The 13,947-nt window shown below is 66.8% G+C and carries 13 protein-coding genes; 9 read left to right on the top strand and 4 right to left on the bottom strand.

The genetic code is table 11. The features are described from left to right. Nucleotides 1-39 precede the first annotated feature (39 nt). From EYR15_RS15785 to EYR15_RS15745, 9 genes are all read left to right on the top strand, one after another. The gene (locus tag EYR15_RS15785; protein ID WP_131004536.1) at nt 40-1,890 is read left to right on the top strand and encodes an extracellular solute-binding protein; all 1,851 of its coding nucleotides are present in this window, start codon (nt 40-42) and stop codon (nt 1,888-1,890) included. Beyond that, nucleotides 1,887-3,803, top strand: a complete 1,917-nt coding sequence (locus EYR15_RS15780; RefSeq protein WP_245498357.1) for an extracellular solute-binding protein — start codon at nt 1,887-1,889, stop codon at nt 3,801-3,803. The genes EYR15_RS15785 and EYR15_RS15780 overlap by 4 nt, the downstream gene beginning before the upstream one ends. Before the next feature lie 68 nt (nt 3,804-3,871). After that, nucleotides 3,872-4,285: a hypothetical protein gene (locus EYR15_RS15775; protein WP_131004535.1), complete on the top strand. Its 414-nt coding sequence runs from the start codon at nt 3,872-3,874 to the stop codon at nt 4,283-4,285. Between the two features lie 6 nt (nt 4,286-4,291). After that, the gene (locus EYR15_RS15770) at nt 4,292-5,404 is read left to right on the top strand and encodes a microcin C ABC transporter permease YejB (protein ID WP_131004534.1); all 1,113 of its coding nucleotides are present in this window, start codon (nt 4,292-4,294) and stop codon (nt 5,402-5,404) included. Between the two features lie 14 nt (nt 5,405-5,418). Then, a complete protein-coding gene (locus EYR15_RS15765; RefSeq protein ID WP_245498367.1) occupies nt 5,419-6,603 on the top strand; it encodes an ABC transporter permease in 1,185 nt (394 codons plus the stop codon). Further along, entirely contained in the window at nt 6,600-8,228 is a 1,629-nt protein-coding gene (locus EYR15_RS15760) for an ABC transporter ATP-binding protein (protein ID WP_131004532.1), read from the top strand. The genes EYR15_RS15765 and EYR15_RS15760 overlap by 4 nt, the downstream gene beginning before the upstream one ends. Next, a complete protein-coding gene (locus EYR15_RS15755; protein WP_131004531.1) occupies nt 8,225-8,854 on the top strand; it encodes an NUDIX domain-containing protein in 630 nt (209 codons plus the stop codon). Before EYR15_RS15760 ends, EYR15_RS15755 begins: the two co-directional genes overlap by 4 nt. A 75-nt stretch (nt 8,855-8,929) precedes the next feature. Next, the gene (locus EYR15_RS15750) at nt 8,930-9,400 is read left to right on the top strand and encodes an MmcB family DNA repair protein (RefSeq protein WP_342635551.1); all 471 of its coding nucleotides are present in this window, start codon (nt 8,930-8,932) and stop codon (nt 9,398-9,400) included. A 161-nt stretch (nt 9,401-9,561) separates the two neighbouring features. Beyond that, complete coding sequence (locus EYR15_RS15745; protein WP_131004529.1) at nt 9,562-9,822, top strand: hypothetical protein; 261 nt, start codon at nt 9,562-9,564, stop codon at nt 9,820-9,822. A 9-nt stretch (nt 9,823-9,831) separates the two neighbouring features. Here the strand turns inward: EYR15_RS15745 and rimM are convergent, their stop codons facing one another. The 4 genes from rimM to EYR15_RS15725 form a co-directional block, all read right to left on the bottom strand. Further along, on the bottom strand, nt 9,832-10,374 hold the full coding sequence (gene rimM / locus EYR15_RS15740; protein WP_131004528.1) for a ribosome maturation factor RimM: 543 nt from the start codon (nt 10,372-10,374) through the stop codon (nt 9,832-9,834). Nucleotides 10,375-10,589: 215 nt separating this feature from the next. Continuing rightward, the gene (gene rpsP, locus EYR15_RS15735; protein ID WP_131004527.1) at nt 10,590-10,949 is read right to left on the bottom strand and encodes a 30S ribosomal protein S16; all 360 of its coding nucleotides are present in this window, start codon (nt 10,947-10,949) and stop codon (nt 10,590-10,592) included. A 140-nt stretch (nt 10,950-11,089) separates the two neighbouring features. Continuing rightward, nucleotides 11,090-12,625, bottom strand: coding sequence for a signal recognition particle protein (gene ffh, locus EYR15_RS15730; RefSeq protein ID WP_131004526.1), 1,536 nt, complete (start codon nt 12,623-12,625; stop codon nt 11,090-11,092). A 659-nt stretch (nt 12,626-13,284) separates the two neighbouring features. Next, complete coding sequence (locus EYR15_RS15725; RefSeq protein ID WP_131004525.1) at nt 13,285-13,938, bottom strand: helix-turn-helix domain-containing protein; 654 nt, start codon at nt 13,936-13,938, stop codon at nt 13,285-13,287. Nucleotides 13,939-13,947 lie beyond the last annotated feature (9 nt).

Here is a 13,947-nt window from a genome sequence, read left to right as displayed (position 1 = left end):
ATCGCACCAACCGAGCCCGAAGGGTCTTCGCCCCGCCAGATGACGTTCCGCGCAGCAAGCCTTCTCGTCGCCATCCTCGCCTTCGCCGCGCCCGCGACAGCCCAGGCGCCGAAGGCGTGGCGTCACGGCGTCTCGCTGATGGGCGACGTCAAATACCCAGAAGGCTTCGCGCATTTCGACTATGTGAATCCCGATGCGCCCAAAGGCGGTCGGGTGCGGCTTGGCGCGTTCGGCGGGTTCGACAGCTTCAACGGCTTCATCCCGCGCGGCAGCGAGGCCGCGGGCCTGAGCCTCGTCTACGACACCCTGATGGAACATGCCTTCGACGAGCCGTCGACCGAATACGGACTGATCGCCGAGGCCGTGAAATATCCCGCCGACTTCTCGTCGGCGACCTTCCGGCTGCGCCCCGAGGCCCGGTTCAACGACGGCGCGCCCGTGACCGTTGAAGACGTCGTCTGGTCGTTCGAGACGCTGAAGCGCGTCAACCCGCTGCTCCAGCGCTACTATCACGACGTCACGAAGGCCGAGGCCACGGGCGAGCGCGAGGTGACCTTCACCTTCTCCGGCCCCGGCAATCGCGAACTGCCGCAGATCGTCGGCCAGCTCCAGATCCTGCCCAAGCATTTCTGGGAGGGCGCCGACGCTTCGGGCAAGAAGCGCAACATCGATGAGGGCACGCTCGAAAAACCGGTCGGCTCCGGCCCGTACCGCATCAAGGATTTCGCGCCCGGCCGCTGGATCGCCTACGAGCGCGTGCCGGACTATTGGGGCGCGAAGCTCCCGGTGCGCGTCGGGACCAACAATTTCGACGAAATCCGCTACGATTATTTCCGCGACACGACCGTCTTGGTGGAAGCGTTCAAGGGCGACCAGTTCGACTATCGCGAGGAGAACAGCGCGAAGAACTGGGCGACGGCCTACGCCTTCCCGGCGGTCGAGCAGAAGCGCGTCGTGCTCGAGCAGTTCAGGGACAGCCAGTCCGGCCGCATGCAGGCCTACGCCTTCAACACCCGCCGCGAAAAGTTCGCCGATCCGCGCGTGCGCCGCGCCTTCAACCTCGCCTTCGACTTCGAGGAGATCAATCGGACGATCATGTTCGGCCAATACGTCCGGATCGACAGCTATTTCTTCGGCACGGAGCTCGCCTCGAAGGGCCTGCCGGACGGCCGTGAGAAGGAGATCCTGGAGAGCGTCCGCGACAAGATCCCGGCCGAGGTGTTCACGACGCCTTATGCGAACCCCGTCGGCGGCTCGCCGGAGCTCGCGCGCAAGAATTTGCGCGAGGCGGTGGACCTGCTGAAGCAGGCGGGCTGGACCGTCAGCCGCGACGGCGGCAAGCCGGCGCTGAAGAACGCCAAGGGCGAAACCTTCGTCGTCGAGTTCATCTACGCCGACCCAAGCGCGGAGCGGATCCTGAGCTTCTATGTCCCGGCGCTGGAGCGGCTCGGGATCGAGGTCCGCCAGCGGCTGCTGGACGACAGCCAGTACGTCAACCGCATCCGCAGCTTCGACTTCGACGTCATCACCATGGGCTGGGGCCAGTCGCTCTCGCCGGGCAACGAGCAGCGCGACCAGTGGGGCTCGGCGGCGGCCGACGTGGCCGGCACGCAGAACGTCGTCGGCATCAAGGACGCAGGCATCGACGCGCTGATCGATCGCCTGATCTACGCCAAGGACCGCGAGGAACTCGTCGCCGCGACGCACGCGCTCGACCGCGTGCTGCTCGCGCACAATTACGTCGTGCCGCAGTTCTCCAGCGTCGCCGACCGCACCGCGCGCTGGGATCGCTTCTCCCGTCCCGACAGGCTGCCGCCGGTCGGCTCGCTCTTCCCCACCGTGTGGTGGTGGAACGCCGAGAAAGCCAAAGCCGTGGGCGGACGGCCTTGAGCGGGGCGCCCTCTCGCCGTGAAACGCTGGCCTATGTCGGCGCCGCGACCGCGTTGGGCCTGTTCGCGCCGCGCGCTTGGGCGCAGGAGGGCGCTCCGGCCGCGGCCGGAGCAGTCGACGGCGATCCGAAGGCCTTCGGGCCGGAACGCCATGGGCTCTCCGCGTTCGGCGAGCTCCAATATCCCGCCGACTTCCCCCATTTCGACTATGTGAACCCCGCCGCGCCGAAGGGGGGTACGTTCAGTCAGGTCCCGCCGAACCGCTCGCTGAACCAGAGCTTCACCACCTTCAACACGCTGAACGCCTACATCCTCAAGGGCGACGGCGCGCAGGGGATGGACCTCGTCTTCGACACGCTGATGGCGCGCGCCGACGACGAGCCGGACGCGCTCTACGGGCTGATCGCCAAGTCCGTCGCGGTCTCCGGCGACGGCCTCGCCTATCGCTTTCGCCTCCGTCCCGAGGCGCGGTTCCACGACGGCTCGCGGCTGACGGCTGACGACGTGAAATGGTCGCTCGAGACGCTTAAAGCGCGGGGCCATCCGCTGATCGCGCAGTCGATCCACGACCTGGAGCGCGTCGACATCGAGTCCGAGGACGTCGTCACGCTGCGCCTGTCGCCGAAGCGGACCCGCGACCTGCCGCTGACGCTGGCTGCGCTGCCGATCTTCTCGAAGGCGTATTATTCAGCAAAGCCGTTCGACGCCTCGACCTTGGAGCCGCCGCTCGGCTCCGGCCCCTACAAGGTCGGCCGCTTCGAGCAGGGCCGCTTCATCGAGTTCGAGCGGGTCGCCGATTATTGGGCGAAGGACTTAGCCGTGAACGTCGGCAGGTCGAACTTCGACCGCCAGCGTTTCGAGTTCTTCCGCGACCGCGACGTCGGCTTCGAGGCCTTCAAGGCCCGCGCCTATCTGTTCCGCGAGGAGTTCACCTCTCGGACCTGGGCGACCGGCTACGACTTCCCCGGCGTGCGCGAGAACAAGGTCGTGCGCGAGACGCTTCCCGACCTGACGCCCTCGGGCGGGCAGGGCTGGTTCTTCAATCTCCGTCGGAAGAAGTTTCAGGACCCGAAAATCCGCGAGGCGCTGAACCTCGCTTTCGATTTCGAGTGGATGAACAGGAATCTGATGTTCGGCGCCTACAAGCGCACGGTCTCGGTGTTCCAGGGCGCGCCGGAGATGATGGCGATGGGCGCGGCGCAAGGGCCGGAGCTCGCGCTGCTAGAGCCGTTCCGAGACAAGCTGCCGGATAGCGTGTTCGGCGAACCGCCTGTTCCGCCCGTGTCCGACGGCTCGGGTCAGGACCGCAATCTACTCCGGCAGGCGCAAAGGCTGCTGCGCGAGGCCGGCTACGCGCCGAAGGACGGCCGCGCGGTGAACGCCGCGGGCGAGCCGCTGACGATCGAGTTCCTGGAGTTCGATCCCGGGCTCGACCCGCATGTCTCGAAGTTCATCGCCGGGCTCAAGATCATCGGCGTCGAGGCGTCGATCCGCATGGTGGACGCGGCCCAATACCAGCAACGCATGAACGCGTTCGACTACGACGTCGTGAGCCAGCGCATGTCGATGTCCTCGACACCCGGCGAGGGCCTGAGGCAGGTCTATTCCTCGGAATCGGCCGCCGTGCAGGGCTCGCAGAACCTCTCCGGCATCGCCTACCCCGCCGTCGACGCGATGGTTGAGGCGATCCTGTCGGCTAAGTCGCGTGAGGAACTGAACGTCGCGTGCCGCGCGCTCGACCGGGTGCTGCGGTCGCTGAATTTCTGGGTCCCCGCCTGGTACAAGGACAGCCATACGCTGGCCTATTGGGACGCCTTCTCGCACCCCGCGCAGAAACCGCGCTACACGCGCGGCGCGCCGGAGTTCTGGTGGTGGGATGCGGAGAAGGCCGATAAGGCGGGGGTGAAGGCGTGAGAGACGGCGATCCGGCGCGTAAGAGAGAGGCGCAGGAGCAGACTTGCGCGATCTGCTCCGGAGAAGACTTGAGCGTCCAGCCGCCGCGCGAGGAAATGCTGACTAGGCTTCTTGCGGGCGATGTCGTGCATGCAAGTTCGCCCGGCTCGTCCGCCAATATGACTTGCATAATAACGTCGATTGACGAGACGGCGATTCACGCAAGGCGGCTGATCGTTCCGCGCGACTACATCTTCGACCGGAGGACCGGAGCGGAGGTTGAGGGCGGGGATGCCGTAATCGACTCAATCGAGCCTCTGCCAATCGACGTCTATAATCAGATCATGTGGCTTGATCGAAAGAGCCGCCTTTCTTGGGATCTAACGAAGGCGAAGCTCAGCCCCGCTGATAAGAACGCTCTCTTGTTTTTATCCGACCATTACGAAAAGAATCAGCTGTTGCCGTTGGGTGCGTCTGTCGTCTCTCCGCAAGTAAACGGCTGACGCCTAGTGCCCGCTTACCTCCTGCGCCGTGTCCTGCTGATGATCCCGACCCTGATCGGGATCATGCTGGTGTCGTTCGTCATCATCCAGTTCGCGCCCGGCGGGCCGGTGGAGCGCGTCATCGCGCAGGTGACGGGGCAGGGCGGCGACGCGACCAGCCGCATCTCCGGCGGGTCCGGCAACGACATGGCCAATGCGACGCAGAATCGCGCCGCTTCGAACGACCCCGTCACCTCGAAATATCGCGGGGCGCAGGGGCTGGACCCCGAATTCATCAAGCAGCTCGAAAAGCAGTTCGGCTTCGACAAGCCGCCGCTGGAGCGCTTCGGCAAGATGATGTGGGACTACGCCCGCTTCGACTTCGGCCGCTCTTATTTCCGCGACATCGACGTGGTCGACCTCATCCTCGAGAAGATGCCGGTGTCGATCTCGCTCGGCCTCTGGATGACGCTGATCTCCTACATGATCTCGGTGCCGCTCGGCGTCGCCAAAGCGGTGCGCGACGGCTCGCGCTTCGACGTGTGGACCTCCAGCGTGATCGTGATCGGCTACGCCATCCCCGGCTTCCTGTTCGCGATCCTGCTGATCGTGCTGTTCGCCGGGGGCACGTTCCTGGACTGGTTTCCGCTCAGGGGCCTGACTTCCGACAATTGGGCGCAGCTGTCGCTGTGGGGGAAGGTCGTCGACTATGCTTGGCACATGGCGCTGCCGCTGTCGGCGCTTGCCATCTCGGCCTTTGCGACCACCACGCTGCTGACGAAGAACTCGTTCCTCGACGAAATCCGCAAGCAATACGTCCAGACCGCGCGGATGAAGGGGCTGACCGAGAACCAGGTGCTCTACCGTCACGTCTTCCGCAACGCGATGCTGCTGCTGATTGCGGGCTTTCCGGGCGCCTTCATCGGCGCGTTCTTTTCCGGCGCGCTGCTGATCGAGACGATCTTCTCGCTCGACGGGCTCGGGCTGCTGGGCTTCGAGTCGATCGTCAACCGCGACTACGCCGTGGTGTTCGCCAACCTCTACATCTTCTCGCTTTTGGGCCTCGTCGTCGCGCTGATCTCCGACCTCTCTTACATGTGGGTCGACCCGCGCATCGACTTCGAGACGCGGGAGGTTTGAGCGTGTCCGACGCCCTGCTCGCCTCGCCCGCGGCCCCGCCTGTTCCGGCTCCCCGTCGCGGACTGTCGCCGATCAACCGCCGGCGGCTCGCCAACTTCCGCGCCAACAAGCGCGGCTACTGGTCGTTCCTCGCCTTCATGCTGATCTTCGTCGTCAGCCTGTTCGCGGAGCTGATCGCGAACGACAAGCCGTTCCTCGTGAAATATGACGACGCGTTCTATTTCCCGGCGTTCAAGAGCTACTCCGAGACGACCTTTGGCGGCGATTTCGACACCGAAGCGGACTACCGCGACCCCTATCTGCAGGAGCTGATCCGCAAGTCCGGCGGCTACATGCTCTGGCCGCCCGTGCGCTACAGCTTCAACACGATCAACCTCAACCTGCCGACGCCCGCGCCCTCGCCTCCGACCTGGATGCTGACCGACGCGCAATGCGCCAGCGCCCGCGCCGGGCGCACGCCCTCCGGCGATCCCGCGCCGCAGACCTCGGCCGACGCCCCGAAAGCCCGCGGCTGCGCCGACATCGAGTGGAACTGGCTCGGCACCGACGACCAGGGCCGCGACGTGTTCGCGCGTCTGCTCTACGGCTTTCGGCTTTCGGTGCTGTTCGGACTAGCGCTCACCATCCTGTCGTCGATCGTCGGCGTCGCCGCCGGCGCGGTGCAAGGTTATTTCGGCGGCTGGACGGACCTGCTGTTCCAGCGCTTCATCGAGATCTGGACCTCGGTGCCGACGCTTTATCTGCTGATCATTCTGTCCTCGGTGCTCGCGCCCAGCGTCTGGACGTTGCTCGCCATCCTGTTGCTGTTCTCCTGGGTCTCGCTGGTCGGCGTGGTGCGCGCGGAGTTCCTGCGCGGCCGCAACTTCGAATATGTCCGGGCAGCCCGCGCCCTCGGCGTCTCGAACCTCGCGATCATGGGCCGCCATCTTCTGCCGAACGCCATGGTCGCGACCATGACATTCATGCCCTTTATCCTCTCGGGCTCGATCAGCACGCTGACCGCGCTCGATTTCCTCGGCTTCGGCCTGCCGCCGGGCTCCCCCTCGCTTGGGGAGCTGCTCAGCCAGGGCAAGTCCAACCTTCAGGCCCCCTGGCTCGGAATCTCGGGCTTCATGGTGATCGCCGTGATGCTGTCGCTGCTGATCTTTGTTGGCGAGGCGGTGCGCGACGCCTTCGACCCGCGGAAGACGTTCCGGTGACCGCCCCTCTCCTCTCCGTCCGCGACCTGTCGGTGGCCTTCGCCGTCGAGGGCGGCTCGTCGCTCGCCGTCGACCGCGTGTCGTTCGACCTCGCCAAAGGAGAGACGCTGGCGCTCGTCGGGGAAAGCGGGTCGGGGAAGTCCGTCACCGCGCTCTCGATCGTTCGGCTGCTCGCCTATCCCGCGGCGAGTCATCCCTCGGGCGAAATCCTGTTCGCGGGCAAGGATCTGCTGAAGGCGCCGGAGAAGGCGCTGCGGAGCGTGCGCGGCGCCGATATCTCCATGGTCTTTCAGGAGCCGATGACGTCGCTCAACCCGCTGCACTCGATCGAGCGGCAGGTCGGCGAAATCCTGAAAATCCATTGCGGCTGGTCCGCTCAGAAATGCCGCGCGCGCGTGATCGAGCTGCTGACGCAGGTCGGCATCCCGAACCCGGAAGAACGGCTCGACGCCTTTCCTCACCAGCTTTCCGGTGGGCAGCGCCAGCGCGTGATGATCGCGATGGCGCTCGCGAACGAGCCGGATCTTTTGATCGCCGACGAGCCGACCACCGCGCTCGACGTGACGGTGCAGGCCCAGATCCTCGCATTGCTGAAGGAGATGCAGTCCCGGCTCGGCATGGCGATGCTGTTCATCACCCACGACCTCGGGATCGTCAGGCGCGTTGCCGACCGGGTCTGCGTCATGACCGGCGGCCGCATCGTCGAGCAGGGGCCGACGGGCCGGGTGTTCTCGAACCCTGAGCACGCCTACACCAAGAAGCTCCTCGCCGCCGAGCCGAAGGGCGCGCCGCCCGCGGCCCAGCCCGACGCGAAGCCGCTGGTAACCGTCGAGGATCTCAAGGTCTGGTTCCCGGTGAAGCGCGGCTTCTTCCGCCGCACGGTGGCCCACGTGAAGGCCGTCGACGGCGTCAGCCTGACCTTGCGCGAAGGCCAGACGGTGGGCGTTGTCGGTGAGAGCGGTTCGGGAAAGACGACGCTCGGCCTCGCGATCCTGCGGCTGATCGCGAGCGAGGGCCGCATCGCGTGGCTGGGCAAGCCGATCGACGGCCTTGGCTTCGCCGCGATGCGGCCGCTCCGGCGCGAGATGCAGATCGTCTTCCAGGACCCCTATGGCTCGCTCAGCCCCCGCATGGCGGTGCTCGACATCGTGGCGGAAGGCCTTGGCGTGCAGGGCAAGCGGCTGGGCGCCCGTGACAAACGCGCCGCGGTCGCCCGCGCGCTCGAGGATGTTGGGCTCGATCCCGCCGCGATGGACCGCTACCCCCACGAGTTCTCCGGCGGCCAGCGCCAGCGCATCGCGATCGCCCGCGCGCTCGCGCTCGAGCCCTCCTTCATCGTTTTGGACGAGCCGACCAGCGCGCTCGACATGTCCGTGCAGGCGCAGATCGTCGATCTGCTGCGCGCCGTGCAGGCGAGCCGGAAGCTCGCCTTCCTGTTTATCAGCCACGACCTCAAGGTCGTGCGCGCTCTCGCGAACGAGGTGGTGGTGATGCGGAACGGCAAGGTGGTGGAGCAGGGCCCGGCGCGCGAGCTGATGGCCGCGCCGAAGTCTGACTACACCCGCGCGCTGCTCGCCGCGGCCTTCGACCTTGACGCGCGGAAGACCGAGGCCGTCGCACAATGAGCGGATATGACGAGCGGCTCGCCGACGCTGAAGCGGACGCCGAGCTTGAAGGGCCGGAACTGCTGCATGACGGCTATCGTCGGCTTGAGCGGTGGCGCGTCACGCTGCCGGCCTCGGGTCCGCGGGCTGAGATCGAGCAGAATCGCGAGGTGCTGCGCGCCGGCCCCTGCATCGGCGCGCTGCTGGTCGATCTCGAGCGCGATGCGCTGGTGCTGATCCGCCAGTTCCGCGCGCCCGCCGCGCTTGCGACGGGGAAGGGCGACCTTGTCGAGATCGTCGCCGGCCGCGTCGAGCCCGGCGAGGACCTGGAGATCGCCGCCCGTCGCGAGACGATGGAGGAGACCGGGCTCGAAGCCGGGCGGGCCGTGCGGCTGTTCGATTTCATGCCGTCCCCCGGCATCGCCGACGAGAACGCCGCGCTCTTCCTCGTCGAGGTGGACTCGTCGAAAGCCCTCGAACATGCCGGGGCGGCGGAGGAGCGGGAAGCCACACGCCCCTTTGTGGTCTTGATCGACGACGCTATAGCAAGCCTCGGCGACCCACGACCGCGCACGGCCTATCTTTTGCTCGCGCTGCAATGGCTTGCGCTAAATCGCGACCGGCTGTCCACGCTGTTGCGAGGCTGACGCGCTTATCCACTTGCAGCGTTTCTCTTTCGTGGCATACTGGAACGTATGGAGAACAGGCTTTCACTGGATGAGTTGACGGACGCTGTTCCCGCGGAGCGCGGGTCGTCGCTTTCCGGCGTGGCGGCGGGGCTGGCCCGCGGCGTGTGCCGTTACTTTGCGGCAGCGGACTATTCGTGCCTGCTGGAGTTCCCGCTGAAGTCGGGCCGGCGGGCGGACGTCATGGCGCTCGGTCCCTCGGGCGAGATCGCGGTCGTCGAGATCAAATCCGGGCCCCAGGATTTCCGTACGGACAGGAAGTGGCGCGACTATCGCGACTTCTGCGACGACTTCTTCTTCTGCGTCGGCGGAGACTTTCCACAGACGCTTATTCCGGCGGAGGTCGGGCTGATCGTCGCCGACCGATACGGCGCGGCGGTGATCCGGCAAGGCGAGCCTCACAGGCTCGCCGGCGCGCGCCGCAAGGCGGTCAGCCTGCGCTTCGCCCGGCTTGCCGCCCGGCGGTTGCAGGCGACGCTCGACCCGCCGGAGCTACGGCTCGCATGATGGAGTCGCCCGTATTCCGCCGCGTTTTCTTCTCAGTTCCGCTCGATGCGAAGTAAAGGCTGAGTTTCCCAAATGATTCGCAGCGACCGTCCCTGTGATCCAGGCCTGCAGCCGATCGGCTTCAGAAATGTTCTTAGTAACTCGTTCAGGTGATTGCAGCCATGTCCAATGACGACGTGAACGCAGTGGTGCTGAGGCTGGCGCTGACCCTTCAGCGCTGCGGCGAGGACCCCCGCGTCGTGTTCGGGGCGCTGATCGGCGCCGCGGCGACGATCGCGCCCGACGCCGAAATCGATCCGGACGATCTGGAGCAGATGCGCGCGGCGGTGGAGACCGTCATGACGCTCGGCGCGCTGCCTCGGCGCGAGAAGTCGAAAATGGCCGCCGTCATCCCGTTCCGCCCGACCACGCGCGTAGCATAAGGCCTTAGGCTAGCCTTCCGGCTCGTCCTTCCCCGGCGCGTCGAGCGCGCCTTCCGGCGGATCGACCACGACGCGTCCGCCGGCGATGTCCACAATCGGCGCGACCGCCTTGGTGAACGGCAGATAGATCGTGCGCCGTTCGCCCGCGAGCTTGATTTCCAGCAGGTCGTCGGCGCCGAAATTCTGCATCGCGGTGATTTCGCCGACGAGGCCGGCATCCGCCGTCTCGGCGCGCAGGCCGATCAGGTCGGCGTGATAGAACTCGTCGTCATCCTCGGCCGGCGGCAGCGCCTCGCGGGGCGCGTACAGCCCGACGCCGGTCAGCGCAGCCGCGGCTTCGCGCGTGCCGACGCTCTTGAAGCGGACCACCAGCATGTCGTCCTTGATCGGCCGCGCCGAGGCGATCTCGAAGGATTTAGTCCCTGCCGCGTCGGTGAGAGGGCGATAGCCGGCGAGCGCCTTCGGGTCCGCCGTGAAGGATTTGACGCGGAGCTCTCCCCGCACGCCATGAGGCGCGCCGATGACGCCGAGCTGGACGAGGCGAGGGGGCATGAGAATTCTCGATCATCCGCTGCATCCGCGTCCCGGCCTTGAGCCGGGACCCAGACGCGCTCCGTTAGCAGGAGATCTGCGCGTCGCTCGGCGACCGAACGGCTCTGGGTCCCGGCTCAAGGCCGGGAACGCGAGGCAGCGCTTCATGCGTTATGTTTAGGACGATCCCGGATCGACCGTAGGCGGTCCGGGACGACGTCCGTTCAGGCGCAGCTTTACGCTGCGGCTTCGTCGCTCGAGCCTTCGGCGGCCTTGGCGGCGGCGGCGCGCTCCTGAGCCTTCTTGCCGGGTTCGGCCTTCTTCGGATTGTTGCGGGCCTCGCGCTTCAGCAGGCCGGCGTCGTCTAGGAAGCGGTGCACGCGGTCGGTCGGGGTCGCGCCCTTCGCCAGCCACTCCTTGGCCTTCTCGAGGTCTAGCACCACGCGGTCGGCGGCGTCCTTCGCGAGCAGCGGGTTAAACGAGCCGATCCGCTCGATGAACCGGCCGTCACGCGGATAGCGCGAGTCGGCGACGACGATGCGGTAGAACGGACGCTTCTTGGCGCCGCCGCGGGCGAGACGGATCTTCAGGGACATCTTTATCTTTCCTTCTTCTCTAGCTCGTCATCCCGGATGGCTCTTGCCGGTCCGGGATCGTTCTCAGGATCTGCGTTCCATTCGGCTGACGATCCCGGCCCTGCGCTGCGCTTCGAACGGGATGACGTCTCGCCAAAAACTCACTTCTTCTTCCCTATGCCGGGGAAGCCGCCGAGTCCGGGCAGCTTCGGGCCGCCGCCCATGCCCGGAAAACCGGGGGGCAGGCCGCCCCCGGCGCCTGGGAAGCCAGGCGGCAGGTTCGTCGGCATCTTGCCGGCCTTCAGCTCCTCCAGCGCCTCGGGCGGCAGCTGCGGGGCGCCGCCGCCGAAGCCGAGCGCGGAGCCCAAGCCTGCGAGCGGGCCGCGGCCGGACTTCGCGCCCTTGCCCATCATCTTCATCATGTCCGCCATCTGGCGGTGCATCTTGAGGAGCTTGTTGACGTCCTCGACCTTGGCGCCCGAACCCGCGGCGACGCGCTTCTTGCGGCTCGCCTTCAGCAGGTCGGGGTTGCGGCGCTCGGCCTTGGTCATGGAGTCGATGATCGCGGCCTGGCGCTTGAACACGCTCTCATCGATGTTCGCGCCGGCCATCTGCTTCTTGAGGTTCGCGACGCCGGGCATCAGCGACATGATGCCCGACATGCCGCCGAGCTTCTGCATCTGGCAGAGCTGCTCCTTCAGGTCGTTCAGGTCGAACTGACCCTTCCGCATGCGCTCAGCGGCCTTCTGAGCCTGCTCGGCGTCGATCGCGGCGGCGGCCTTCTCGACGAGCGCGACGACGTCGCCCTGACCGAGGATGCGGTTCGCGATGCGCTGCGGATCGAACTCGTCGACCGCGTCGAACTTCTCGCCGACGCCGACGAGCTTGATCGGCTTGCCCGTGACGGCGCGCATCGAGAGCGCGGCGCCGCCGCGACCATCGCCGTCGAGGCGGGTCAGCACGATGCCGGTGACGCCAAGCGCGCCATCGAAGGCGCGGGCGGTGACGACCGCGTCCTGGCCGGTCAGCGCGTCAGCGACCAGCAGCACCTCGTGCGGACTGACGGCGCGCTTGACCTCGACGACCTCGGCCATCAGCGCCTCGTCGATGGTCGTGCGGCCGGCGGTGTCGAGCAGGACCACGTCGTAGCCGCCGAGCCGTCCCGCCTCCATCGCGCGCTTGGCGATCTGGACCGCGGTCTGGCCGGGCACGATCGGCAGCGTGGCGACGCCGGTCTGCTCTCCGAGCATCGCGAGCTGCTCCATCGCTGCCGGACGGCGCGTGTCGAGCGAGGCCATCAGCACCTTGCGCTTTTCGCGCGTGGTGAGGCGGCGGCCGATCTTGGCGGTCGAGGTCGTCTTGCCCGAGCCCTGCAGGCCGACCATCAGGATTGGCACCGGCGCGGAGGCGGCGAGGCTGATGCCCTGCGCTTCCGAACCGAGCGTCTTCACCAGTTCGTCGTGGACGATCTTGACGACCATCTGGCCGGGCGTGACCGACTTCACGACGTCGACGCCGACGGCGCGAGCCTTCACCCGGTCGATGAAGTCGCGCGCGACCTCGAGCGCGACGTCGGCCTCGAGCAGCGCCCGGCGCACCTCGCGCATCGCCTCGGCGACGTCCGCCTCGGTGAGCGCGCCGCGGCGGGTCAGCCTGTCGAGAATGCCGCCGAGGCGGTCGGTCAATGCGTCGAACATGCGCCTCTCAGGGCTGGAGTTCAGTTCTGGTCCAGGCCGACGACCACAACGCAAATCGCGCCCGCGGACGCATCGCGTCGGCGGACGTTGACCCCCCGGACTCGTCGGCACGGGCGGCTTGGCTGCGGTCTGACCTCGTCAGATGGTCGTGGAGGTACAGGCGGCGCTCTCTCGCGTCAACCTGCGCTGGCGTCCCAATTGCGACCGAGGGTCGCGCAACGGGTCTTTCCCGGCATTCGCTGTCGCCTCGCCGAACGAAGTCGACTATATCGACGGTAATCGCGCGCACGCGGCTCTACTTGGACGAATTCCAGTTCGTCTCGCAACTGCGAAGAACTGGACGTCGATACTTAAAAGCTCTCCGATTACGGGGCGCGTGCGGGTCTTGGCCGCTGAAAGCGGAAGAGAGCCATGACATCGATCCACGTCAGAATGAATCTGCGTCGCGCCTTCGCCTGCTGGCCGTCGAGGATCGGGGCTATGTCCCTGATCGCGCTGACGGCGAGCTGGGGAATGGAGGCCTATTACAGCGTCGCTACGCCTCCGCCCCAGACCGTCGCCGCGGTCGAATGACTAACGTGCCCTAGGGCCGCGTTAGTGCGTCGGGTCGAACCGTCATGCCCTGCTGCGGATTGCGCGGCGGCGGACGGATGCGCGCGTCACTCCTTCTCGTACATGATGATCGAAAGATAGGTCATCGGCTTCGCCACAAGCCGCTCCGGCCCGTGCGGCGCCCCTGAGTCGAACAGCAGGCTGTCGCCGGGCCTGAGGTGATAGCTGTTGCCGGCGTGGGCGTAGATCACCTCGCCGGTCAGCATGTAGATCAGCTCCGTGCCCTCGTGCTGGAAGGCGGTGTAGGGCGCGGCGTCCTCGGTGAGCGTGATGAGGTAGGGCTCGCACGCCACGGGCCCGCCGAGCATGTGGCCGAGCAGCTCGTATTTGTGGCCGACCTTGGTGCCGCGCCGCTGGATGACGACGCCCTGGCCGGCCGCCACGTAGGAGCAGTCCCGGCGTTCCTCGAACTCCGAAAACAGCAGGCTGATCGGCACGTTAAGAGCGGCCGCCAGCGTCTGCAGCGTCGTGAGCGAGGGCGAAATCTGGCCGTTCTCGATCTTCGAGAGCATGCCGGTCGACACGCTCGCGGCCGCCGCGAGTTCGGCGACGGTCAGGCCCATCAGCTTGCGGTGATGCCGGATCTGCAGGCCGATCGCCTGTTCGAGCGTGCGCCGCTCGACGGCCGCCGGCGCGTTGGAGCCGGTGACGTAGGCTTCGTCGGCCTCGGCCTTCGCTGCTCCCGCTGAACCCTCGGCCATGGTGTTTTC

The sequence above is a fragment of the Hansschlegelia quercus genome (assembly GCF_004310425.1).
Classification (GTDB): domain Bacteria; phylum Pseudomonadota; class Alphaproteobacteria; order Rhizobiales; family Methylopilaceae; genus Methylopila; species Methylopila quercus.
Note: the sequence above shows the minus strand (reverse complement) of the source record. Positions and strands in the feature narration are given on the sequence as shown.